The organism is Bradyrhizobium sp. UFLA05-109 (genome assembly GCF_054185165.1).
Genome location: NZ_JBBIAR010000050.1, coordinates 29834 through 53013, shown reverse-complemented (window position 1 = coordinate 53013; position 23180 = coordinate 29834). Strand labels below are relative to the sequence as shown.

Below are 23180 nucleotides of genomic sequence, written 5' to 3'. Positions count from 1 at the left end.
AAACCCTTAACCCCACATGATGTAGTGTAACCAGTGAGTGCCGGATTCGGCGTTCGCGATACAGTGAAAGGAATGGTCCCTGGCCACATCTGTATTGTCCAAGTCTGTTTTACCCAAGGTTGCTAAGCCTACGCGTAAAACATCGACCCAAGCTGCGGCCTTGAAGGCGCAACCCGACGCCGACAAGACGCTGAGCCTGATCCTCTCCCGCCTCGAGGATATGAAGGCGGAAGAGACGGTCACCATCGACCTTCGCGGCAAATCGGCGTACTCCGACTACATGATCGTCACCACGGGCCGGGCCAACCGGCACGTTGGCGCGATCGCGGAAAACGTCACGAAGAGCCTCAAGGAAACCGGCGTCAAGAACATCCATGTCGAGGGCCTGCCCAATTGCGACTGGGTGCTGATCGATTCCGGCGATGTGATCGTGCACGTGTTCAGACCCGAGGTCCGTGAGTTCTACAATCTCGAGAGATTGTACACGCAGGGCCCTGGGGCGGCGAAGGCGATCTAGAGGGCTCAAAGAGGCCGATTTCGAATCGGCTGACGCGCATGCTAGCGTCGTGCGCGCGCGTTGTGCGCGCGGGTTGAAAACGCGGCTCTTACGACGTCATGCGTGTTGCAGTCATTGCGGTTGGCCGACTGAAGCAGGGCCCCGAACGGGAGCTTGCCGATCGCTATTTCCAGCGGTTCGACGAGGTCGGCCGCAAGCTTGGTTTCCGCGAGCTCGCCATTCATGAAATTCCGGAAAGCCGCGCGCGCGATACCGCAGCGCGCATGGCCGAAGAGGCCGCGGCCATCAGTTCGCATATTCCCGACAAGTCGGTGATCGTGGCGCTCGACGAGCGCGGGCAAAATCTCGATTCGACCGTATTCGCACGGAATCTCAGCCGCTGGCGCGACGAGGGTAGCGCGCATACAATATTCGTCATCGGCGGGGCGGACGGACTTTCGCCCGAATTGCGCCGTAAGGCCAAGCTCGTGATCGCGTTCGGCGCGGCGACATGGCCGCACCAAATGGTCCGCGTCATGCTTCTGGAACAGCTTTATCGGGCCGCAACCATCCTGGCCGGCCATCCCTATCATCGCGCGTGATTCGCGCCTCAACGAGCACTTTTTCCGACGCGATGCAGGCTCAGCTTTTCAACCTGTTGCTGATCGCAGGCTTTGCCGGCAGCCAACTTGCACCGGCGGCAGCGCAGACTGCAACGCCTGCGTCGCAGACTGCCGAAGTCTCGGCCGATGCGATCAAGCAGCGCGAGCAGGAGCTCGAGGCGGCGCGGCAGCGGCAGAAGAGTGCCGAGGAAGCACAGGCCAAGCTGAAGGCCGAGATCGCCTCGCTCGGCCAGGACCGCACCCAGCTCAACCAGCAACTGATCGACACGGCCGCCAATGTACGCGCCGTCGAGACCAAGATCGGCGATGCCGAATCACGGCTGACCGCGCTCAACGGGCGCGAGCAGGAGATGCGCAATTCGCTCAATTCGCGGCGCGCCGACATCGTGGAGGTCTTGGCTGCGCTCCAGCGCGCCGGCCGACGGACGCCGCCCGCGCTTTTGGTGCGACCCGAGGACGCGCTGCAATCGTTGCGCACTGCGATGCTGCTCGGCGCCGTGGTTCCGGAACTGCGTGTCCGCGCCGAAAAGCTCGCAAGCGAGCTCGGCGAGCTCGTGGCCCTGCGCAAGACCATAGCAACCGAACGCGACCAGCTCGCCGCCGACCGCGACAAGGTCCGCAACGATCAGACGCGGCTTGCCGCCCTCGTCGACGAGCGGCAGCGCCAGCAGGCCTCGCGGGAAATGGACCTCGATGCCGAGAACGCGCGTGCCATCACGCTCTCCAGGCAGGTGGGCGACCTCCAGGGCCTGATTGCCAAGATGGAGCAGGACCTGCAAAGCGCCGCCAAGGCGGCCGAGGCTGCAAAGCAGGCCGAGGCGAAGGCGGCCGCCAACGCCAAGCCGGGGCCGGCCACCTTCAAGGACCGTTCCCGGACCAGCCCTGCGATCGCCTTCGCCTCGGCCAAGGGCCTACTGCCGCTGCCCGTCAACGGTACCAAGATCAGGGATTTTGGCGGTTCCGACGGCGTCGGCGGCGTGCAAAAGGGCATTTCTTTGGCAAGTCGGCCTGGCTCCCAGGTCACGACGCCGTGTGATGGCTGGGTGGTTTATTCCGGCCCCTTCCGCAGCTATGGACAACTCTTGATCCTTAACGCGGGGGGCGGGTATCATGTCCTGATCGCCGGGATGGAGCGCATTTCGGTAAACATCGGACAGTTCGTGCTCACGGGGGAGCCGGTCGCGATCATGGGGTCGACATCCCAAGTCGCCTCCATTCTCGCCACCAATGCGAGTCAACCCGTGCTCTATGTCGAGTTCCGTAAAGACGGCACTCCAATCGATCCAGGCCCATGGTGGGCCGCAAATGAAGGCGAGAAGGTTCGCGGATGATGCGCAAGACTTCAGTTATCCTCCTCAGCGCGGCCACCGGCGCGGCGCTGACGCTGTTCGTGACCCAGCCGCGCGCGGTGTTCATGGGTTCGAGCGCGCGCGCCGCGACCGCGGACACGTATCGCCAGCTCAATCTGTTCGGCGACGTGTTCGAGCGCGTGCGCTCCGACTATGTCGAGAAGCCCGACGACACCAAGCTGATCGAATCGGCGATCTCCGGCATGCTCTCGGGCCTCGATCCGCACTCCAGCTACATGGACGCCAAGAGCTTCCGTGATATGCAGGTGCAGACCCGCGGCGAATTCGGCGGCCTCGGCATCGAGGTCACCATGGAGGACGGCCTGATCAAGGTGGTCTCGCCGATCGACGACACCCCGGCCTCGCGCGCTGGTGTCATGGCCAACGACATCATCACCAATCTCGACGACGAGGCGGTGCAGGGCCTGACCCTGAACCAGGCGGTCGAGAAGATGCGCGGCCCCGTCAACACCAAGATCAAGCTCAAGATCATCCGCAAGGGCGTCGACAATCCAATCGACGTCACCCTGGTGCGCGACAACATCCGCGTCCGCTCGGTGCGCGCGCGCGTCGAGGCCGACGACATCGCCTATATCCGCATCACCACCTTCAACGAGCAGACCACCGAAGGCCTGAAGAAGGAGATCGCCAATCTCTCGACCCAGATCGGCGACAAGCTGAAGGGCTACATCATCGATCTCCGCAACAATCCTGGCGGCCTTCTCGAAGAAGCGGTCACCGTGTCCGATTCGTTCCTCGAGCGCGGCGAGATCGTGTCGACCCGCGGCCGCAACGCCGAGGAGACCCAGCGCCGCTCCGCCCATCCGGGCGACCTGACCAAGGGCAAGCCGGTGATCGTGCTGGTCAACGGCGGCTCGGCCTCGGCTTCGGAAATCGTCGCCGGCGCGCTGCAGGACCACAAGCGCGCGACCATTGTCGGCACGCGCTCCTTCGGCAAGGGCTCGGTGCAGACGATCATTCCGCTCGGCAGCGGCAACGGCGCGCTGCGACTGACCACGGCGCGCTACTACACGCCGTCGGGCAAGTCGATCCAGGCCAAGGGCATCGTGCCCGACATCGAAGTGCTCCAGGACGTGCCGGACGAGTTGAAGTCTCGCACCGATACCAAGGGCGAGGCTTCGTTGCGCGGCCACCTCAAGAACGATGGCGACGAGAAGACCGGCTCGCAGTCCTATGTTCCGCCGGATGCCAAGGACGACAAGGCGCTCAAGATGGCCGACGACCTTCTTCACGGCATCAAGAACAGCGCCTCTGCGGCGCCCGCGCCGGGTACCGACAAGGCCGCGGCTGACAAGCCCAAAGCGGCGAACTAAGGCGGCGAACCGACGCCACACAGCAACCTAGACGTTTCGAAAGGGCGGCTCCTGGAGCCGCCCTTTTTGCTGTGAAGCTTGCCCCCGGGAAACCCCCGGCCTGCCGCCGCTTGACCGCGTCGTGGTATCGTCATTGCCGAGTGATTCGGGATCGCGCATGACTGAAACGGCCGATGATCTGAGCGTCCCGCTCGGACAGGACAAGCCGCGCCGGAAACGTCGGCTGCGGCTGCCGTTCACGGGGCTGCACGTCCTCGCCGTCCTGCTTCTCCTGTTCCTCGCGACCTTTGCCGGCTTCGCCATCTTCCACAAGGACCCACTCGGCGGCGAGCCGATCACGCGCGTTGCCATCCGCGAGCAGAAGGCCGCCGAGGACAAGCCGGCGGTCGCCGCGCCCGAAAGTTCGGGCCATGAGACCAAGGCGGCGCCGAAGCAGGCGACGCCCGGCGACCAGAAGACCGTCACCATCATCGACGGCTCGAGCGGTGCGCGCCAGGACGTCGTGATCGGCAGCGGCAGCGAGGCTGCCGACAAGGGCGAGCCAGCCTCCGCCGCGCCCGCCATCATGTCCGGTGTCGACCAGCGGCTGCTCGAGAAATCGCGCTACGGCATGATCCCGATTGCGGCCGCCGACCTGAAGCCGTTCACTGTCTATGCGGCGGAAGCGGATCGCGCCAAGGCGGCCAAGATGCCCGTTGTCGCGATCGTCATCGGTGGGCTCGGCGTCGGTGCAGCCAAGACCGCTGATGCGATCATGAAGCTGCCGGGCGCGGTGACGCTGGCCTTCACGCCCTATGGCTCCGATCCCGGCAAGCTCGCCGAGCGCGCCCGCGCGCAGCGCCACGAGATCTTTCTCCAGATCCCGATGGAGCCCTACGACTTCCCCGACAATGATCCGGGTCCGCAGACCCTGCTGACCTCGCTGAGCACTGAGCAGAACATGGACAGGCTGTACTGGCATTTGAGCCGGATGCAGGGCTATGCCGGGCTCGCCAATTTCATGGGCGCGCGCTTCGTCGCCACTGACGCGGCGATGCAGCCGATCGTGCGCGAGGCGGCCAAGCGCGGGCTCGGCTTCTTCGACGACGGTTCCTCGCCGCGCAGCGTCGCGCCCCAGGCCGCAGCAAGCCAGGCCATGCCGTTCGGCAAGGGCGACATCGCGATCGACGCCGTGCCGACCGGCGCCGAGATCGACCGCGCCCTGAACAAGCTCGAATCAATTGCCCGCGAGCGCGGCGTCGCCATCGGCACCGCCTCCGCCCTTCCCGTCTCGATCGAGCGGATTGGTACCTGGATCAAGACGCTCCCCGAGCGCGGTGTCCTGCTAGTGCCATTGACAACCGCGATGTTGAAATCAAAATCCAGCTGAATCAACGGATTGGCACGGCAGGTCCCAGGGGGCCGAAAGGGTCGGCCACGAGTGGTGAGAGGTTTGGCGGAATGACGCGTTACGAGGATCTGCCCTACCGCACCTGCGTCGGGGTGATGCTGCTCAACAAGGACGGACTGGTCTTCATCGGGCGCCGCGCCGGCGGCATCGAGCATGTCGACGAGAGCCATGTCTGGCAGATGCCGCAAGGCGGCGTCGATCCCGGTGAGGATACCTGGGAGGCCGCCATGCGCGAACTTTACGAGGAGACCAGCGTGCGCTCGGTGGAACGGCTCGGCGAGGTTGCCGACTGGCTCACCTATGACATTCCGCGCACGGTCGCGGGCCGCGCCTGGAAGGGCCGTTACCGCGGCCAGCGCCAGAAATGGTACGCCATGCGCTTCACCGGGAAGGACAGCGAGATCGACGTCGCCCACCCCGGCGGCGGCGGTCACAAGGCGGAATTCGTCACCTGGCGCTGGGAGCCGATGAAGAATCTTTCCTCGCTGATCATTCCGTTCAAGCGCCCGGTCTATGATCGCGTGGTGCAGGAATTCTCTGCGTTGGCGCACGACTGATGCATGACCCGTCGTTCCGGGGCGATGCGACAGCATCGAACCCGGAACCTCGAGATTCCGGGCTCGCGCTTCGCGCCCCGGAATGACAGCGAGAAGCGAACCAGTGCCCGATCAAAAACCCTATCGTCCCAATGTCGGGATCGCGCTGTTCAATGCCGACGGCCTGGTGCTGATCGGCCACCGCTTCCGGGGTGACGGCCCCGAGATCATCCTGCCGGGGCTCGACTGGCAGATGCCGCAGGGCGGCGTCGACGACGGCGAGAATCTGCGCGATGCCGCGATGCGCGAGCTCTGGGAAGAGACCGGCGTGATCAACGCCGACTATCTCGGCGAGAGCGACTGGCTCGCTTACGAGTTTCCACCCTATGACGGACCGCAAACGCATCGCCTGGCGAAATTCCGCGGCCAGCGGCAAAAATGGTTCGCGCTGCGCTTCACGGGGCGTGACGAGGAGATCGATCCGCTGACGCCGCGCAACGGACAGCCCGCCGAGTTCGATGCCTGGCGCTGGGAGCGTCTCGACCGTGTCGCCGATCTCGTGGTGCCGTTCCGCCGCGAGGTCTATCGCGCGGTGGCACTGCAGTTTGCAAAGTACGCGCGCTGACCAGTGCGCATCGGCCGCTGACGAAGTTGTAGGACGACATTTCGGCCTGCCAATTCCTCATCCCGAGGAGCGCGCTGTCGCGCGCGTCTCGAGGGATGAATGGCCCCGCTGGTGGCCACCCCTTCGAGACGCCGCGCACGCGCGGCTCCTCAGGGTGAGGGTTAGACGTTTGCGTGTGCGGCTCGGCCAGCTAGTTCGGCCCCACCGTGAACGGGCCGATGGCGATGACGTGGCAATCGCTGTCGCGCTTGGCACAATCGGTGAGCGCCGTGTTGACGGCGCCCTGCTCGTCGGCGGACTTCAGTCCGAGGCCCGGACGTCCGGTGGTGCCGACAGCGACCGCGTTCCAGCCCATCGCATCGCCGAGCTTGCGCACGACGTCATCGCGCGCGTCGGCCGCGATCGACGCATTGCTCGCGGCGTGGAAGAATCCGGTGACCTTGAACAGGCTCGGAATCGGCACGACGAAATTATCGTCGACCGCGACGATCATGCAGGCGGCGCCGGCGATCGCGCCGCAGGATTCCAGCGCGCGCCGCATCGCCTCGTCGGGCGACGACGCGCCGATATTCATGAAATACTGAGTCCCGCCAGGGCCGAGCGCGAGCGCGCGCGACTTGGCCCCCGGGACGAACATGGTCTCGAGTCGTTGCTTGCCGGGATCGCGCAACAGCGGCACGTCCTTCGATGCGAAGGCGCGCTGGGTCGTCGCGTCGTTCCGCATGAAGGGCTGCGCGGGCATCGGCGGCTTGCCGTGCATATAGACCACGGTGTTGCCGACCGCATAGATCTCGCAGCGGCGCGGAGATTGTGCGGTATCGGCGTGCTTCTGGCACTGCTCGACGGCAGCATTTCGTGCAGCGTCCTCGCTCGGCTGATTGAACACCGCAGCGTTGAAGCCGGCAATGTTCAACGCGAACGCCTTGAAGTCTGCGGCCGCCGCGTATTCGTTGCTGAGATAGCCACGAACGCGGTCGCTGACGAAGGGGACGGAGTCTGCCGGAAACTTGGCTGCTGCGGTCGCGGTCGGGGTTGCCGTCGGGGTCGCAGTCGGCGCGCTTGCAGGCAGCGTTGCCGCCGGGCTTGCCGCAGGCGCGCTCGACAGGGCGGCCGAGGTTGCGCTTGGTGCCGGGCTCGAGGTCGCAACCGCCGTCGATGACTGCTCCAGCTTGGTGAAGTAGAGAAAGCCCGCGACGCCGATCGCGACGATCGAGACCACCGCGACCACCAGCGGCCACATCCAGTTCGGCGTCGACGTGGCCTTCGCACCCGGCTTCTTGACCTGCGGTGTCGAATAGCTTCCGTCCTCGCGGCGCATCGCGACCATGTAGGCATGCACGGGGGTCGGAATGTTCTTGACCTCCTGCGCCCCGATGTCTGCGAACTGCACCGAGAGCTTGTTGGCGACCTGCTCGTGCACGGCGCGCGAAACGCAGATGCCGCCGACCTCGGCAAGCCCTTCGAGCCGCGCGGCGATGTTGACGCCATCGCCCAACAGATCACCGTCACGCTCGACGACGTCGCCGATGGTGATGCCGATGCGGAACGACATCTGCCGGCTCGGCGGATAGGCCATGTTGCGGGTCCGCAGGGACTCCTGGATGTCGATCGCACAGCGCACCGCATCCACTGCGCTCGGAAATTCCGCGAGCACGGCATCGCCGGCGGTATTGAAGATCCGGCCGCCGGCTTTTGCGATGAAATCGTCGACGACCGCCCGATAGGACGCAAGACGCCGCAGCGTCTCCTCTTCGTCTTCCGCGACCAGCCTGGAATAGCCGGCAATATCGGCTGCAAAGATCGCCGCGATCTTGCGTTTCATCTGCACCAGCCCTGGAACTCCAAATGCGGCGGCAGAATGCCGTTATCCAGGACGCGGTGCAATAACGTTTCAGCGCCCGCCACGAGAGTGACGAGCGCTGAATTTGTTAGGGTTTTTCGACGAAGAGGCGATGCACGCCAGATCAGTGCATCGCCGTCGTGTTGAGCTGCTGCTGGATGCTCTTGAAGCGATCAAGCCGCGTAATCGCGAGATCGAGTTCGTAGCCCTCCTTCTCGGAGAGCTTTTCCTGCATCTGCGCAATCGTATCGGCAAATTGCGCCTGATCGAGCTCTTCGATCGATGTCGCGACGTCGGCGAGGACTGTCAGGCGGTTGTCTGAGACTTCGGCGAGACCGCCGGTCACGATGACCTTCTGCTTCTGGCCGCCGGCGATGATCGTCAGGATGCCCGGCCGCACCGCGGCCACGACGGGAGCGTGTCCGGCGAGCACGCCGAAATCACCTTCCCAACCGGGAATGTCGACCTGATCGACCTCGCCAGAGAAGGCGAGCTTTTCGGGAGAGACGAGATCGAAATGGAAGGTGGCCATGTAGGAAACCTGCGGATGGTGGGTAGCGAATGGCGAGTGGCAAAGAAGGGAGCGGCTATTCGCCACTCCCTATTCGCAACTTCGTCAGCTCAGGCCGCCTCGGCAGCCAGCTTCTTGCCCTTCTCGACCGCCTCTTCGATGGTGCCGACCATGTAGAAGGCGGCTTCCGGGAGGTGATCGTACTTGCCTTCGCAGAGGCCGCGGAAGCCCTTGATGGTGTCCGCGAGGTCGACGAACTTGCCGGGCGAGCCGGTGAAGACTTCGGCGACGTGGAACGGCTGCGACAGGAAGCGCTCGATCTTGCGGGCGCGGGCCACCGTCAGCTTGTCCTCTTCCGAGAGCTCGTCCATGCCGAGAATGGCAATGATGTCCTGGAGCGACTTGTAGCGCTGCAGCACCTGCTGGACCTGGCGAGCGGTGTCGTAGTGCTCCTGACCGACAACGAGCGGCGAGAGCATGCGCGAGGTCGAGTCGAGCGGGTCCACCGCGGGATAGATGCCCTTTTCCGAGATCGCGCGCGACAGCACGGTGGTGGCGTCAAGATGCGCGAACGAGGTCGCGGGCGCCGGATCGGTCAAGTCGTCGGCCGGCACGTAAATGGCCTGCACCGAGGTGATCGAGCCCTTCTGCGTGGTGGTGATGCGCTCCTGCAGCGCGCCCATGTCGGTGGCGAGCGTCGGCTGATAACCCACCGCCGAAGGAATACGGCCGAGCAGCGCCGACACTTCCGAACCGGCTTGCGTGAATCGGAAGATGTTGTCGACGAAGAACAGCACGTCCTGGCCCTGGTCGCGGAAGTGCTCAGCGACGGTCAGACCGGTCAGGCCGACGCGGGCACGCGCGCCCGGCGGCTCGTTCATCTGGCCGAACACCAGCGCGCACTTCGACTTCACGCTCGGATCCGGATTGTGCGGATCGGCGTTGACTTTGGACTCGATGAACTCGTGATAGAGGTCGTTGCCCTCGCGGGTGCGCTCACCCACGCCGGCGAACACCGAGTAACCGCCGTGCGCCTTCGCGACGTTGTTGATCAGCTCCTGAATCAGCACGGTCTTGCCGACGCCGGCGCCGCCGAACAGGCCGATCTTGCCGCCCTTCGCGTAGGGCGCGAGAAGATCGACGACCTTGATGCCGGTGACGAGAATTTCGGCTTCCGTCGACTGCTCGGTGTAGGTCGGCGCTTCCTGGTGGATCGCGCGGATGCCCTCGGCCTTGATGGGACCGGCTTCATCGATCGGCTCGCCGATGACGTTCATGATGCGGCCCAGCGTGCCGTCACCAACAGGAACCGAGATCGGCTGACCGGTGTCGGTCACTTCCTGGCCGCGCACCAGACCTTCGGTGGCGTCCATCGCGATCGTGCGGACGGTCGACTCGCCGAGATGCTGGGCGACTTCGAGGACCAAGCGGTTGTTGCCGTTCTTGGTCTCGAGCGAATTGAGAATGGCCGGCAGGTGGCCTTCGAACTGCACGTCGACGACGGCGCCCATGACCTGGGTAACGCGACCGACCTGGGTGGCTGCTGTAGCCATTGACTGTCTCCTTCGATCCGAATTTCGCTTCCGGTCAGACTGCTTCTGCGCCGGAGATGATTTCGATGAGTTCCTTGGTGATCTGCGCCTGACGCGTGCGGTTGTAGACCAGCGTCTGCTTGCGGATCATTTCGCCGGCGTTGCGGGTGGCGTTGTCCATCGCCGACATCTGCGCGCCGTAGAACGAAGCGTTGTTCTCGAGCAGCGCGCGGAAGACCTGCACCGCAAGATTGCGCGGCAACAGGCGGGTGAGGATCTCGTCCTCTTCCGGCTCGTATTCGTAGGACGTCGTTGTCGCGCCGGCGGCGGACTCCTCGACGACCAGCGGGATCACTTGCTGGGCGGTCGGGATCTGCGCGATCACCGACTTGAATTGCGAGTAGAACAGCGTGCAGACGTCGAACTCGCCGGCCTCGAAGCGCGCCAGCACCTTCTTTGCGATATGCTCGGCGTTGACGAAGCCGAGCTGGCGCACAGAGCGAAGGTCCAGATGCTCGACGATCTGCTTGTCGAACAGGCGGCGGAGCTGCTCATAGCCCTTGCGGCCGACGCAGAAGAATTTGACTTCCTTGCCCTCGTTCTGGAGGGCCAACGCGCGCTCGCGCGCCAGACGCACGATCGAGGAGTTGAACGCACCGGAGAGGCCGCGCTCGCCGGTGCAGACCAGGAGCAGGTGGACCTGATCCTTGCCGGTGCCGGTGAGCAGCGCAGGCGCGCCGGGCGAGGCCGCCGCGGCGCTGGCGATATTGGCGATCACGGCAGACATCTTGTCTGCATAGGGACGCGCCGCTTCGGCGGCAGACTGGGCGCGGCGCAGCTTCGACGCCGCCACCATCTGCATGGCCTTGGTGATCTTCTGCGTCGCCTTGGTGGAGGCGATGCGGACCCGCATGTCTTTAAGTGAAGCCATTCTCAGTTCACCCCCGCGGTTCGACCCTTACGATCAAGCCGCTAGCCTATCTCAGTCGTCATGCCCGGGCTTGTCCCGGGCATCCACGTCTTCGCCTTTCCACGCGGTAAGGCGTGGATGGCCGGGACGGCTTTTTGTTAAGCCAAGCTCTTCGCGAAGCCTTCGACCACGGCCTTCAGCTTGGCAGCGGTGTCGTCCGAAAGATCGCGGCTGTCGCGGATCGCATTGAGGATCTCGACGTTCTTGCCGCGCAGCAGCGACAGCAGACCATCCTCGAACGCCTTGATCTTGTTGAGCGGCAGCGGATCGAGATAGCCGTTGGTGCCGGCCCAGATCACGCAGACCTGCTCTTCCATCTTCAGCGGCGAGAACTGCGGCTGCTTCAGCAGCTCGGTCAGACGCGAGCCGCGGTTGAGCAGGCGCTGGGTCGAGGCGTCGAGATCGGAGCCGAACTGCGCGAACGCCGCCATTTCGCGGTACTGCGCGAGCTCACCCTTGATCTTGCCGGCGACCTTCTTGGTAGCCTTGGTCTGCGCGGACGAACCGACGCGCGACACCGACAGACCGACGTTCACCGCGGGACGGATGCCCTGGAAGAACAGGTCGGTTTCCAGGAAGATCTGGCCGTCGGTGATCGAGATGACGTTGGTCGGGATGTAGGCCGACACGTCGTTGGCCTGGGTTTCGATGACCGGCAGCGCCGTCAGCGAGCCCGAGCCCTGGTCCTTGTTGAGCTTCGCCGCGCGCTCGAGCAGACGGGAGTGCAGGTAGAACACGTCGCCCGGATAGGCTTCGCGGCCCGGCGGGCGGCGCAGCAGCAGCGACATCTGGCGGTAGGCGACGGCCTGCTTGGACAAGTCGTCATAGATGATGACCGCGTGCATGCCGTTGTCGCGGAAGTACTCGCCCATGGTGCAGCCGGTGAAGGGGGCGATGTACTGCATCGGCGCCGGATCCGAGGCGGTGGCGGCGACGACGATCGAATATTCCAGCGCGCCCTGCTCTTCCAGCACCTTCACGAACTGGGCAACGGTCGAACGCTTCTGGCCGATCGCGACGTAGACGCAATACAGCTTGATGTTCTCGTCGGGCTGCGCGTTGAGCGGCTTCTGGTTCAGGATGGTGTCGAGCGCGATCGCGGTCTTGCCGGTCTGGCGGTCGCCGATGATCAGCTCGCGCTGACCGCGGCCGATCGGGATCAGGGCGTCGATCGCCTTGAGGCCGGTCGCCATCGGCTCGTTCACCGACTTGCGCGGAATGATGCCGGGCGCCTTGACGTCGACGCGCATGCGCTTGTCGGCCTGGATCGGACCCTTGCCGTCGATGGGGTTGCCGAGTGCGTCGACGACGCGGCCGAGCAGGCCCTTGCCGACCGGCGCGTCCACGATGGCGCGGGTGCGCTTGACGGTCTGGCCTTCCTTGATCTCGCGGTCGGCGCCGAAGATGACCACGCCGACGTTGTCGGTTTCGAGGTTCAGCGCCATGCCGCGGGTGCCGTTCTCGAACTCGACCATTTCGCCGGCCTGGACGTTGTCCAGACCATAGACGCGGGCGATGCCGTCGCCGACGGACAGCACCTGTCCGACTTCGGAGACTTCAGCTTCCTGGCCGAAATTCTTGATCTGGTCCTTGAGGATCGCGGAAATTTCCGCGGCGCGGATGTCCATCAGCCTGCCTCTTTCATCGCGTGCTTGATCGAATTGAGTTTGGTGCGAAGCGAGCTATCGATCATGCGGCTGCCAAGCTTGACGACGAGGCCACCGATGATCGAGGGATCGACTTTCACGTTGAGCGCGACGTCCTTGCCGGTCACCGACTTGAGGGCGACCTTGAGGGCGTCGAGATTCTTGTCCGAGAGCGGCTCCGCGACGGTCACGTCGGCAGAGGCCTCGCCTTTATACTTGGCGACCAGCGCGCCGTAGGCGCGGATGACGTCGGCCACCGCGAACAGCCGGCGGTTGGCGGTCAGCACCTTGAGGAAATTGGCGGAAATGCCGGTGATGCCGGCCTTGTCCAGCACCGCGGACAGCGCCTTGGACTGGGTATCCGCCGAGAACACCGGGCTGCGGACGAGGCGCTTCAGATCGGCGCTGTCGCTGAGCATGGTGCCGAACCGGTCGAGATCGGCTTTGACCGCATCGACCACATTCTGGTCGCGGGCCAGTTCAAACAAGGCCGTTGCATAACGGCCGGACACACCTGAAACGGACGTATCTTCTGCAGCCACAGACGCGCTCTTTATAGCTGTCAAATTCGCAAGGGAAAAACCGTCGCCACGAAGCGGCGCCTAGCGATCCAAGCCCTTGGAATTCAAGCGGGACTTCGATTTCCGACCGACACAGGGAAGTGCCGGGCTCGTTAAAATCGCGGCTTTGCTAACATAGCAGGCGCGCAGGTGCAACATGACGCCAAATTAAAGGCTGCGGCTCTCCGTCCCTGATGTGGTCACAGGTGCTGCGAGGCCAACGGGCTGCGCCGCAATTTTTGACGACGCCCAGAAGCGCCGACCGATCGGGCCGACAGGAATTCGTTCCTGCCTTTTTCGCATACCGGCCATGAACACAGCTCGCAGAGGCGTGAGGTCGGCAGCCGCCGCTTCACTTGGTCAATTACTTATCAAATTCTCAACACGTCGGCCGATAACTTGGCTCTACAGTATTCGTAAGTATTCCATTGGTTAATAAATCGTTAAAGCCGGGGACAACAAAATATCCGAGAAAAATCCGATCAGATAACAAGATGTCTCAGCCCGACACATGACGAAATTACTGCCCAATTCATGCCGCATTGCAACGTAAAACGCGCAATCGCTCACAACCTGATGGGGGCTCCACTAGCCACATATGTGGCAATACTAGCGTAGGGACCAATAAATGTTGTCATTGAAACCGCTGGGGTTCGCCCGGCCGCAGACGGCGATCGCTTTCGTCGCTGCCACTCTCGTCATCGGTGGAACTGCCACCGAAGCTTCCGCCAAATCCCGGCACCACCATTTCCGGCACCATCACCACCACGAGGCCAGCACCAGCGATTCGAATGCAGGCTCCTGGATGAACGCCAACGCCTCCGTGACGCCCTCCTCGGGTTCCGGCCACAGCTTCTCCGGCATGGCCTCCTATTACGGCAACGAGTCCGGCAGCCGCACCGCGTCGGGCGCACGCTTCAACCAGAACGCCATGACCGCGGCGCACCGTTCGCTGCCGTTCGGCACCAAGCTGCGCGTCACCCATGGCGGCCAGAGCGTCATCGTCACCATCAATGACCGTGGCCCGTTCGTTCGCGGCCGTGTCCTCGATCTCTCCACCGGCGCTGCCCGCGCCATCGGCCTGACCGGCGCCGGCGTCGGCCGCGTGACCGCCGAGGTCGTCTCCTGACGCGTCGTTCGACGCGCATCTCATAACGAGCCCGGCAGCTTCATCGTCCGCAACGGACCTTGTGAGATTTGCTGCGTTCGAAACAAGCCCGCCGTCTTGGGGGACGGCGGGCCTTTTCGTGTGCTCCGTCCCCGCCGTCGTTCCGGGGCGCGACGAAGTCGCGAGCCCGGAATCTATCGGCCACATTGACCGCTGTGAAATGGATTCCGGGTTCACGCTTCGCGTGCCCCGGAATGACGGCCTGAAAGTGCGGCGGCCGCCGCTACAAAAAGCTCTGCGGGTCGACGTCGGTCTCGAGCTTGAGATTGCCTTTGGGCTTCGGCGCCACGGCAAGCCAGATGCGCAAATAGTCCGAGAGATCGAAGCCGCGCGCTGATTTCACCAGGATCCGGAAACGATAACGGCCCTTGATCACGGCGAGCGGCGCTTCGGCGGGGCCCAGCACCTTCACGCGCTCGTCGCGCGGCGCCAGCGCAACGAGCCGGCGCGCAAAGCCCTCCGCACTCGGTCGATCGCCAGCGGAAATGATCAGGCCGGCGAGCCGCCCGAACGGCGGGTAGAGCGTGCGTTCACGCAGATCGATCTCGCTGTCGTAGAAGGCTTCGCGATCGCAGGCGATCAGCGCCTTCATCACGGGATGCTCCGGCTGATGCGTCTGCAAATACCCGACGCCGCGGCCCTGCTCGCGGCCGGCGCGGCCGATCACCTGGTTGAGCAACTGCCAGGTGCGCTCGGCGGCGCGCGGATCGCCGTTGGAAAGGCCGAGATCCGCATCGACGACGCCGACCAGATTGAGCCGCGGAAAGTTGTGACCCTTGGCGACGAGCTGAGTGCCGATGATGATGTCGACGCGGCCCTCGGCAATGTCATTCAGCTCCGAGCGCATGGTCTCGATCGATGTGATGAGATCGCTCGACAGCACCATGGTGCGCGCTTGCGGAAACAGCGCAGCCGCCTCCTCCTGCAACCGCTCGACGCCGGGCCCGACCGCGACCAGCGATTCCTCCGCCGCGCAATGCGGGCAGACGTTCGGCCGCGGCATCGAGAAACCACAGTGATGGCAGACCAGCCGCTGGCGGAACCTGTGATCGACCAGCCAGGCATCGCAGATGGTGCAGGCAAAGCGATGACCGCAGGCGCGGCAAAGCGTCAGCGGCGCATAACCGCGGCGATTGAGGAACAGCAGCGCCTGCTCGCGCCGCTCGATCGCGGTCTTGATCTCGCCGGCGAGCCGCGGCGAGATGAAGCGGCCGCGCGCCGGCTGCTCGCGGCGCAGGTCGATCGCCTCGATATGCGGCATGTGCTGGCCGCCGAAGCGCGAAGGCAGCGCGATGCGCTGATAGCGTCCCTTGCGCGCATTGACCTCTGATTCGACCGACGGCGTGGCAGAGGCCAGCACGATCGGAATCTTTGCGATATGCGCCCGCACCACTGCCATGTCGCGGGCGTGATAATGCACGCCGTCATCCTGCTTGTAGGCCTGGTCGTGCTCTTCATCGACGACGATGAGGCCGAGATTGGCGTAGGGCAGGAACAGCGCGGAGCGCGCGCCGACCACGACCGGCGCGATCCCTTCCGAGATCGCTGCCCAATTGCGCGCGCGGGTGCGCGGGGTCAGCTCCGAATGCCATTCCAGCGGCCGCACCCCAAAACGTTGCGCGAAGCGATCGAGGAACTGGCCGGTGAGCGCGATCTCCGGCATCAGGATCAACGACTGCTTGCCGCGGCGGATGGTCTCGGCGACCGCCTCGAAATAGACCTCGGTCTTGCCCGAGCCGGTGACACCGTCGAGCAGGGCGACATGAAAGGTGCCGTTGGCCGCAAGCGCCCGCATCGCGTCGACCGCCGCGCGCTGGAGGTGCGTGAACTCCGGCTGGCCGTAGGCTGGATCGGGCGCCGGCGGTGGTGGCGGCGGCGGCAACGGCTCGACCGTCAAGGTGCCTTCGTCAATGAGGCCATCGATCACCCCGGCCGAGACGCCCGCCTCCTTCACGACATCGGACTTGCCGTGCAGCAGACGATCCGACAGCACCTCGATCACCCGCCGCCGCGCCGGCGTCAGGCGCCTTGGCGGATCGCCGACCAGCCGCACGCCGGCGCGCGTCCGCTCGGGGCCGAGGTTCTCGCCCATGCGCAGGCACATGCGCAAAACCATGCCGCGCGGACCGAGCGTGTAGTTGGCGACCCAATCCACGAGCGCGCGCAGCTCGCCCTTCAGCGACGGGACCTCGAGCTTCTCGCTGACGTCCTTGAGGCGATTGTGCAGGCGCGGATCCGGATTGGCGTTCTCCGCCCACACCACCGCCAGCACCTCGCGCGGGCCAAGCGGCACGCCGACGAGATCGCCCGCCTTCAATTCCATGCCGCGCGGCACGCGGTAGGAATAGGTCTGGTCGAGCGCGACCGGCACCAGCACGTCGACCATGCGGGTCGAAATGGCCTGGGGAGCGTTGCGCGGCGAGTGATCCATGACCAGTCTTTGACGGAGAATCGGAACCTTGGGACGTTCAGGCTAGCGCCGCCGAGCGGCCTTAGCGAACGATAAACGGGTGGGATGCGATATACTGTGCGGAATCACCACGTCCAGAGCTCAAGTCAGGGCTTCATGAGCAGAGCGGCCGCCGCCCCGAAAATCGAGCTCGCCAGCGCCGATGACAGCATCGCGCAGGAGATGATGCGCTGGCTGTCGCATCTCGGCGCCGAGCGGCGGCTGTCGCCGAAGACGCTGGAGGCCTATGCCCGCGACCTCAGGCAGTGCCTGGATTTCCTCTGCACCCATTGGGGCGAGCGCGTGACGGTGAAGCGCTTCGCTGCGCTCGAGGCCAGTGACATCAGAGCCTTCATGGCGATGCGCCGCGCCGACGACGTCGCAGGCCGCTCGCTGATGCGCGCGCTCGCGGGCCTTCGCTCGTTCGGCCGCTTCCTGGAGCGCGAAGGCAAGGGCAAGGTCGGCGCGCTCTCGGCGATCCGCGCGCCGAAGGTGGCCAAGAGCCTGCCGAAGCCGCTCCCGATGGCATCTGCCAAACGCCTCACCGACGCCGACGAACGCGCCGGCGAAGAGCGCGAAACCTGGATCCTCGTGCGCGACGCCGCCGTGATGGCTCTGCTCTACGGCTCGGGCCTGCGCATCTCGGAAGCCCTTGGACTGAAGCGGCGCGACGTGCCGCGCCCCGGCGAAGGCGATGTGCTCGTCGTCACCGGCAAGGGCAACAAGACGCGCATGGTGCCGGTGCTGCAAAATGTGCTGGCCCTGATCGCCGAATATGTCGCGATGTGCCCGCATTCGCTTCCCGCCGAAGGACCGATCTTCGTCGGCGCGCGCGGCGGTCCATTGAGCCCGCGCATCATCCAGCTCGCGATGGAGCGGCTGCGCGGCGCGCTCGGCCTGCCCGACAGCGCGACGCCGCACGCGCTTCGGCATTCCTTCGCCACGCATCTGTTGTCGCGCGGCGGCGATTTGCGCGCGATCCAGGAGCTGCTTGGCCACTCCTCGCTTTCCACCACGCAGGTCTACACCGGCATCGATTCCGAGCGGCTGCTCGAAGTCTATGCCAGCGCGCACCCGCGGCGCTGACACACCGACGTCACAACTTGCTTGCCTCTTGCGCGCGCCGCGCAGTTCGGTCAATCGTGGGGAACCGAGGCAGGAGAAATATTATGAGCGCACACGAAAGCATGGAGCACGCGGAGCATGCCGAGCACGCATCCAGCGAGAACAAGAAGATCGCCCTTCTGATCGCGGTGCTGGCGCTGTTCCTTGCGATCTCCGAGACGCTCGGCAAAGGTGCGCAGACCGAGGCGATCAGCAAGAATGTCGAGGCCGCCAATCTCTGGGCGTTCTTCCAGGCCAAGAGCGTTCGCCGTACCGTGGTGCAGACCGCGGCCGAGCAGGGCAAGCTCACGCTGGGCTCAGCCGCAGACGACGCCACCAAGGCGGCCGTCCAGAAGCAGATCGAGGACTGGCAGAAGACAGCGGCGCGTTATCGCTCCGAGCCGGAGACCGGTGAAGGCACCGAGCAGCTTGCGGAGAAGGCCAAGCACGCCGAGCACGAGCGTGACGAGGCGACCGCAAAGTATCACCACTTCGAGCTGGCCTCGGCCGCCTTCCAGATTGGAATCGTGCTGGCGTCCGCCACCATCATCACCGGCATCGTTGCGCTCGCCTATGTCGGCGGCATCCTGACGCTCGCCGGCATGGTGATGACCGGGCTCGGCCTGTGGTGGCCGCATCTGTTGCATCTGCACGGGTAGCAGGACGCCGGAGACGGCGCAGCAATCAGTCACCATACATACCGCTGTCATGCCCCGGCTTGACCGGGGCATCCAGTACGCCGCGGCTTCTCCGCTCATGCGTCGCTGTCTCTGGAATACTGGATTGCCCGCTCCAGTGCGCAAGTGCGCACAAGGCGGGCAATGACACCGAATATGTGGCGGAGAGCTACCGCGCCTCGTGCACACTCTTGCGGAAGCGCTGGATCAGGCGGAGCGCCCGTGAGGACCAGCCTTCGCCGTTACCAGTGAGGGCATTCTTGATGCGCAGCTTGATCGGCTCGACCAGCGCCGTCGATTTGGCGCGGATCATCATCACGAAGTCATAGAGCCGCTCGAACCACGCCATCTCCAGCAGCTTGTCGCGCGTCACGTCGAACACGAAGGCGGTGACGCCGACGCCGAGCAGTTTGGCGAACAGGATCGTGAACACCGCGCTCATCCAATATTCGTGGGTGAGCAACCACAGCCCGACCAGCTTGAGCGGAAACAGCGGGATGATCGGCACGATGAAGACGATCAGCGTCATCGCCGGCGACAGCGCATCGACGCGTTCGGTCAGCCATTGCTTGAACTGCGCGAGCGGGATCGCGGCGACGACACGCGCCACGATCGGCTCGAGATGGTCCCACAGCCAGGCTTCGATCAAAAAGATGATCGCCAGCAGGACCCAGACCGGTTGAAGAAGGCGGCGCAGCATGTGTTTCCCGCCCGATTCGGCTCGGCGCGTCGCCTACATATGGATGGCCCGCTTGCCGACTGCAAGCGCGGCTTCCTTGACGGCCTCGGAGCGGGTCGGATGCGCATGGCAGGTGCGGGCGAGATCTTCCGCGCTGCCCCCAAACTCCATCAGCACACACGCCTCGTGGATCATTTCGCCAGCCTCACGGCCGACGATGTGCACGCCAAGCACACGATCCGTCTTCGCATCTGCGAGAATCTTCACAAAACCGTCGGTGGTCTGGTTGACCTTGGAGCGGCCGTTGGCGGTAAAGGGAAACTTCCCGACCGTGTAGGCCACGCCCGCCTGCTTCAGCTCTTCCTCGGTCTTGCCGACGGAGGACACTTCCGGCGTGGTATACACGACACCTGGGATCACGTCGTAATTCACGTGGCCGGCCTGGCCGGCGAGAATTTCCGCAACCGCGACGCCTTCGTCTTCCGCCTTGTGCGCAAGCATCGGGCCGGCGACGACATCGCCGATGGCGTAGACGCCCTTCAGGGTGGTCGCGAAGTGAGCATCGATCTGGACGCGGCCGCGGTTATCAAGCGCAACGCCGGCCTCCTTCAGCCCCAGGCCATCAGTGTAGGGCACGCGGCCGATGCAGACCAGCACGACATCAGCCTCGATGGTCTCAGCCGCACCGCCCGCGGCCGGCTCGATCTTCGCAAGCAGTGCCTTGCCGTTCGTTTCGACGCCGGTGACCTTCGAGCCCAGCTTGAACGCGAATCCCTGCTTTTCCAGGATGCGTTGAAATTGTCGTGCGACTTCACCGTCCATGCCCGGCAGGATGCGATCGAGGAATTCGACGACCATGACTTCGGACCCGAGCCTGCGCCACACCGAGCCAAGCTCGAGCCCGATCACGCCGGCTCCGATGACCAGCAACCTGCCCGGCACCTTCTCCAGCGACAGCGCGCCGGTCGACGACACGATGCGCTTCTCGTCGATCTCGATGCCCTTGAGCCGCGCGATGTCCGAGCCGGTGGCGATCACGATGTTCTTGGTATCGACGACTTGCGACTTGCCGTCCGCGGACACCTCGACCTTGCCGGTGCCGAGGATCTTGCCGTTGCCCTTGAGCACGTCGATCTTGTTCTTCTTCATCAGGAACTCGACGCCCTTGACGTTGCCGTCGATGCCCTGCTGCTTGAAGTTCATCATCGCCGGAAGCTCGAGCTTCGGCGCCGAGACCGAGACGCCCATCTTGGCGAAGGAGTGCGCGGCTTCCTCGAACATCTCGGAAGCATGCAGCAGCGCCTTCGACGGCATGCAGCCGACATTGAGGCAGGTGCCGCCAAGCGTTGAATTCTTCTCCACCACGGCGACTTTCATGCCGAGCTGCGCTGCGCGCACCGCGCAGACATAACCGCCCGGTCCGGTGCCGATGACGACGAGATCGTAGGTAGCCATGAGAGGAAGTCCCGTAGGTTAAGCGTGAAAGGATGTGTCAGCGTCCGCCGGACACATCGAGAATGGCTGAGGTGACGTAAGAGGCATCGTCCGACATCAGCCAGACGATGGCATTGGCGATTTCCTCGGCGGTGCCGACGCGCTTCATCGGAACCGAATGGGCCAGACGATGGGCGCGATCGGGCTCGCCGCCGGCGGCGTGGATTTCGGTGTCGATCAGGCCCGGGCGGATGCCCGCGACGCGAATGCCTTCGCTGGCGACCTCGTAGCCGAGGCCGACGGTGAAGGAATCGATCGCGCCCTTGGAGGCGGCATAGTCGACATAGGTGTTGGGCGAGCCGAGCTTGGCGGCGACCGACGACAGATTGACGATGACGCCGCCCTTGCCACCGTGCTTGGTCGACATCCGCTTCACCGCCTCGCGTGCGCAGAGGATGGAGCCGGTGACGTTGACGGCCATCACGCGCTGGATGCGCTCAGCCGACATCTCGTCGACGCGCACGCCGCTCTTGCCGACAATACCGCCATTGTTGACGAGCGCGCCGAGCGTGCCAAACTGGTCGGCGGCCTTGAACAGCGCGAGGACATCTTGCTCCTCGGCGACATCGCATTTCACCGCGATCGCCTTGCCGTTCCTGGCTTCGATCGCGGCGACGACTTCATCGGCAGCCTTCTTGTTGCTGGCATAGCCGACGACCACGCGAAAACCGCGCGCCGCCGCTGCAAGCGCAGTGGCGCGGCCGATGCCACGGCTGCCGCCGGTGATGATCGCAACCTTGTCCGTCACGTTCGCCTCCATCCTTGCCCACAGGCCGTCGCCCGTGCAGGCGACGGCACTTTCAAGACTTTGGGTGTCAGAGGTCCAGGACCAGCCGCGCCGGATCTTCCAGGCTCTCCTTGACGCGAACCAGGAAGGTCACGGCTTCCTTGCCGTCGATCACGCGGTGATCGTAGGACAGCGCCAGATACATCATCGGGCGGACCTCGACCTTGCCGCCGATCACCATCGGCCGCTCCTGGATCTTGTGCATGCCGAGGATGCCGGACTGCGGCGCGTTCAGGATCGGCGTCGACATCAGCGAGCCGTAGATTCCGCCATTGGTGATGGTGAAGGTGCCGCCCTGCATCTCCTCGATCTTGAGCTGGCCGTCACGCGCACGGCGGCCGAAATCGGCGATGCCCTTTTCGATATCCGCGATCGACTTCTGATCGCAATCGCGAACCACGGGAACGACAAGTCCCTTGTCGGTGCCGACGGCGACGCCGATGTGATAGTAGTTCTTGTAGATCAGGTCGGTGCCGTCGATCTCGGCGTTGACCGCCGGGATGTCCTTCAGCGCCTGCACGACCGCCTTGGTGAAGAAGCCCATGAAGCCGAGCTTGGAGCCGTGCTTCTTCTCGAACACATCCTTGTAGTGCGCGCGCAGCGCCATGACGTTGGTCATGTCGACCTCGTTGAAGGTCGTCAGCATTGCAGCGGTGTTCTGCACGTCCTTGAGGCGCCGCGCGATGGTCTGGCGCAGACGGGTCATCTTGACGCGCTCCTCGCGCGCGGCGTCGTCGGCCGGCGACGGGGCACGCACCTGCACGGCCGCGGCCGGCTGGTTGACCGGGGTCGGCGCGGAAGCGGCGCGCTCGATCGCGGCAAGCATGTCGCCCTTGGTGACGCGGCCGTCCTTGCCCGAGCCCGGAACGGTCGAGGCATCGATGCCGGTCTCGGCCGAGAGCTTTCGCACCGATGGGGCGAGCGGCGCATCGGCGGGCGCGGCCTTAGGCGCTGCAGGCGCGGGCGCCGCAGCTGGCGCGGCGGCAGCGGCAGGCTTGGCGGGAGCGGCGGCCGGCTTGGCAGCACCGGCGCCATCGGTGATCTGTCCAAGCAGCGCGCCGACCGCAACCGTCGCACCGTCAGCGGCAATGATCTCGCTGAGCGTGCCGGCCGAGGGCGCCGGCACTTCGATGGTGACCTTGTCGGTCTCGAGCTCCACCAGGGGCTCGTCGACGGCGACGGGATCGCCGGCCTTCTTGAACCAGCGGCCGATGGTGGCCTCGGTGACGGATTCGCCGAGCGTCGGCACACGAATTTCAGTCATGGTCTTTTCCCTAAGATCGCTTGTGCGGTCATGAATTTCATACGTCATTGCCCGCGCAGGCGGGCAATCCAGTACGCCGTGACCTTCGTGATCAGAAGGAACGCCGCGGAGTACTGGATGCCCCGCCTTCGCGGGGCATGACGACG

At 64.7% G+C, this 23180-nt stretch carries 21 protein-coding genes; 10 read left to right on the top strand and 11 right to left on the bottom strand.

All coding sequences use genetic code 11. From position 1 onward, the window contains the following. Positions 1–160: 160 nt before the first annotated feature. From rsfS to Q3C01_RS30690, 7 genes are all read left to right on the top strand, one after another. Positions 161–517 carry a ribosome silencing factor gene (gene rsfS / locus Q3C01_RS30720; protein WP_458149037.1) on the top strand — a complete coding sequence of 119 codons (357 nt, stop codon included), beginning with the start codon at positions 161–163 and terminating at the stop codon, positions 515–517. A gap of 98 nt (positions 518–615) precedes the next feature. Further along, entirely contained in the window at positions 616–1098 is a 483-nt protein-coding gene (rlmH, locus tag Q3C01_RS30715) for a 23S rRNA (pseudouridine(1915)-N(3))-methyltransferase RlmH (protein ID WP_458149036.1), read from the top strand. 32 nt (positions 1099–1130) lie between these two features. Continuing rightward, complete coding sequence (locus Q3C01_RS30710; RefSeq protein WP_458149035.1) at positions 1131–2450, top strand: murein hydrolase activator EnvC family protein; 1320 nt, start codon at positions 1131–1133, stop codon at positions 2448–2450. Then, on the top strand, positions 2447–3802 hold the full coding sequence (locus tag Q3C01_RS30705) for a S41 family peptidase (protein ID WP_458149034.1): 1356 nt from the start codon (positions 2447–2449) through the stop codon (positions 3800–3802). The genes Q3C01_RS30710 and Q3C01_RS30705 overlap by 4 nt, the downstream gene beginning before the upstream one ends. A gap of 157 nt (positions 3803–3959) precedes the next feature. Beyond that, on the top strand, positions 3960–5171 hold the full coding sequence (locus Q3C01_RS30700; RefSeq protein WP_458149033.1) for a divergent polysaccharide deacetylase family protein: 1212 nt from the start codon (positions 3960–3962) through the stop codon (positions 5169–5171). Between the two features lie 71 nt (positions 5172–5242). After that, entirely contained in the window at positions 5243–5749 is a 507-nt protein-coding gene (locus Q3C01_RS30695) for an RNA pyrophosphohydrolase (protein WP_458149032.1), read from the top strand. Positions 5750–5852: 103 nt separating this feature from the next. Further along, on the top strand, positions 5853–6353 hold the full coding sequence (locus Q3C01_RS30690; protein WP_458149031.1) for an RNA pyrophosphohydrolase: 501 nt from the start codon (positions 5853–5855) through the stop codon (positions 6351–6353). A 190-nt stretch (positions 6354–6543) separates the two neighbouring features. Here the strand turns inward: Q3C01_RS30690 and Q3C01_RS30685 are convergent, their stop codons facing one another. From Q3C01_RS30685 to Q3C01_RS30660, 6 genes are all read right to left on the bottom strand, one after another. Next, positions 6544–8175: an adenylate/guanylate cyclase domain-containing protein gene (locus Q3C01_RS30685; protein WP_458149030.1), complete on the bottom strand. Its 1632-nt coding sequence runs from the start codon at positions 8173–8175 to the stop codon at positions 6544–6546. Positions 8176–8317: 142 nt separating this feature from the next. Beyond that, positions 8318–8725 (bottom strand): F0F1 ATP synthase subunit epsilon, encoded by a 408-nt coding sequence (locus tag Q3C01_RS30680; protein ID WP_458149029.1) that lies wholly within the window; start codon positions 8723–8725, stop codon positions 8318–8320. 89 nt (positions 8726–8814) lie between these two features. Next, a complete protein-coding gene (gene atpD, locus Q3C01_RS30675) occupies positions 8815–10257 on the bottom strand; it encodes a F0F1 ATP synthase subunit beta (RefSeq protein ID WP_458149028.1) in 1443 nt (480 codons plus the stop codon). Between the two features lie 34 nt (positions 10258–10291). Next, positions 10292–11167 (bottom strand): F0F1 ATP synthase subunit gamma, encoded by an 876-nt coding sequence (locus Q3C01_RS30670; RefSeq protein ID WP_458149027.1) that lies wholly within the window; start codon positions 11165–11167, stop codon positions 10292–10294. A 137-nt stretch (positions 11168–11304) separates the two neighbouring features. Beyond that, positions 11305–12834: a F0F1 ATP synthase subunit alpha gene (gene atpA / locus Q3C01_RS30665; protein WP_458149026.1), complete on the bottom strand. Its 1530-nt coding sequence runs from the start codon at positions 12832–12834 to the stop codon at positions 11305–11307. Beyond that, entirely contained in the window at positions 12834–13394 is a 561-nt protein-coding gene (locus tag Q3C01_RS30660; RefSeq protein ID WP_458149025.1) for a F0F1 ATP synthase subunit delta, read from the bottom strand. Before Q3C01_RS30660 ends, atpA begins: the two co-directional genes overlap by 1 nt. A 646-nt stretch (positions 13395–14040) precedes the next feature. On the opposite strand from Q3C01_RS30660, the gene Q3C01_RS30655 reads away from it, so the two are divergent. Further along, positions 14041–14541, top strand: a complete 501-nt coding sequence (locus Q3C01_RS30655; RefSeq protein WP_458149024.1) for a septal ring lytic transglycosylase RlpA family protein — start codon at positions 14041–14043, stop codon at positions 14539–14541. Between the two features lie 262 nt (positions 14542–14803). Here the strand turns inward: Q3C01_RS30655 and Q3C01_RS30650 are convergent, their stop codons facing one another. After that, positions 14804–17011 carry a primosomal protein N' gene (locus tag Q3C01_RS30650; RefSeq protein WP_458149023.1) on the bottom strand — a complete coding sequence of 736 codons (2208 nt, stop codon included), beginning with the start codon at positions 17009–17011 and terminating at the stop codon, positions 14804–14806. 135 nt (positions 17012–17146) lie between these two features. Here Q3C01_RS30650 and Q3C01_RS30645 point away from each other — a divergent pair, with 135 nt between their 5' ends. After that, a complete protein-coding gene (locus Q3C01_RS30645; RefSeq protein ID WP_458149022.1) occupies positions 17147–18115 on the top strand; it encodes a tyrosine recombinase XerC in 969 nt (322 codons plus the stop codon). Between the two features lie 83 nt (positions 18116–18198). Then, positions 18199–18792 (top strand): DUF4337 domain-containing protein, encoded by a 594-nt coding sequence (locus Q3C01_RS30640; protein ID WP_458149021.1) that lies wholly within the window; start codon positions 18199–18201, stop codon positions 18790–18792. Between the two features lie 187 nt (positions 18793–18979). On the opposite strand, the gene Q3C01_RS30635 is transcribed toward Q3C01_RS30640, so the two are convergent. From Q3C01_RS30635 to odhB, 4 genes are read right to left on the bottom strand one after another with little or no spacing between them, the layout of a single operon-like run. Further along, positions 18980–19510, bottom strand: a complete 531-nt coding sequence (locus tag Q3C01_RS30635; RefSeq protein ID WP_458149020.1) for a hypothetical protein — start codon at positions 19508–19510, stop codon at positions 18980–18982. A gap of 33 nt (positions 19511–19543) precedes the next feature. Beyond that, entirely contained in the window at positions 19544–20944 is a 1401-nt protein-coding gene (gene lpdA, locus Q3C01_RS30630) for a dihydrolipoyl dehydrogenase (RefSeq protein WP_458149019.1), read from the bottom strand. Positions 20945–20981: 37 nt separating this feature from the next. Then, positions 20982–21743 carry an SDR family oxidoreductase gene (locus Q3C01_RS30625; protein WP_458149018.1) on the bottom strand — a complete coding sequence of 254 codons (762 nt, stop codon included), beginning with the start codon at positions 21741–21743 and terminating at the stop codon, positions 20982–20984. A gap of 55 nt (positions 21744–21798) precedes the next feature. Continuing rightward, positions 21799–23034 (bottom strand): 2-oxoglutarate dehydrogenase complex dihydrolipoyllysine-residue succinyltransferase, encoded by a 1236-nt coding sequence (odhB, locus tag Q3C01_RS30620; RefSeq protein ID WP_458149017.1) that lies wholly within the window; start codon positions 23032–23034, stop codon positions 21799–21801. Positions 23035–23180: the final 146 nt, after the last annotated feature.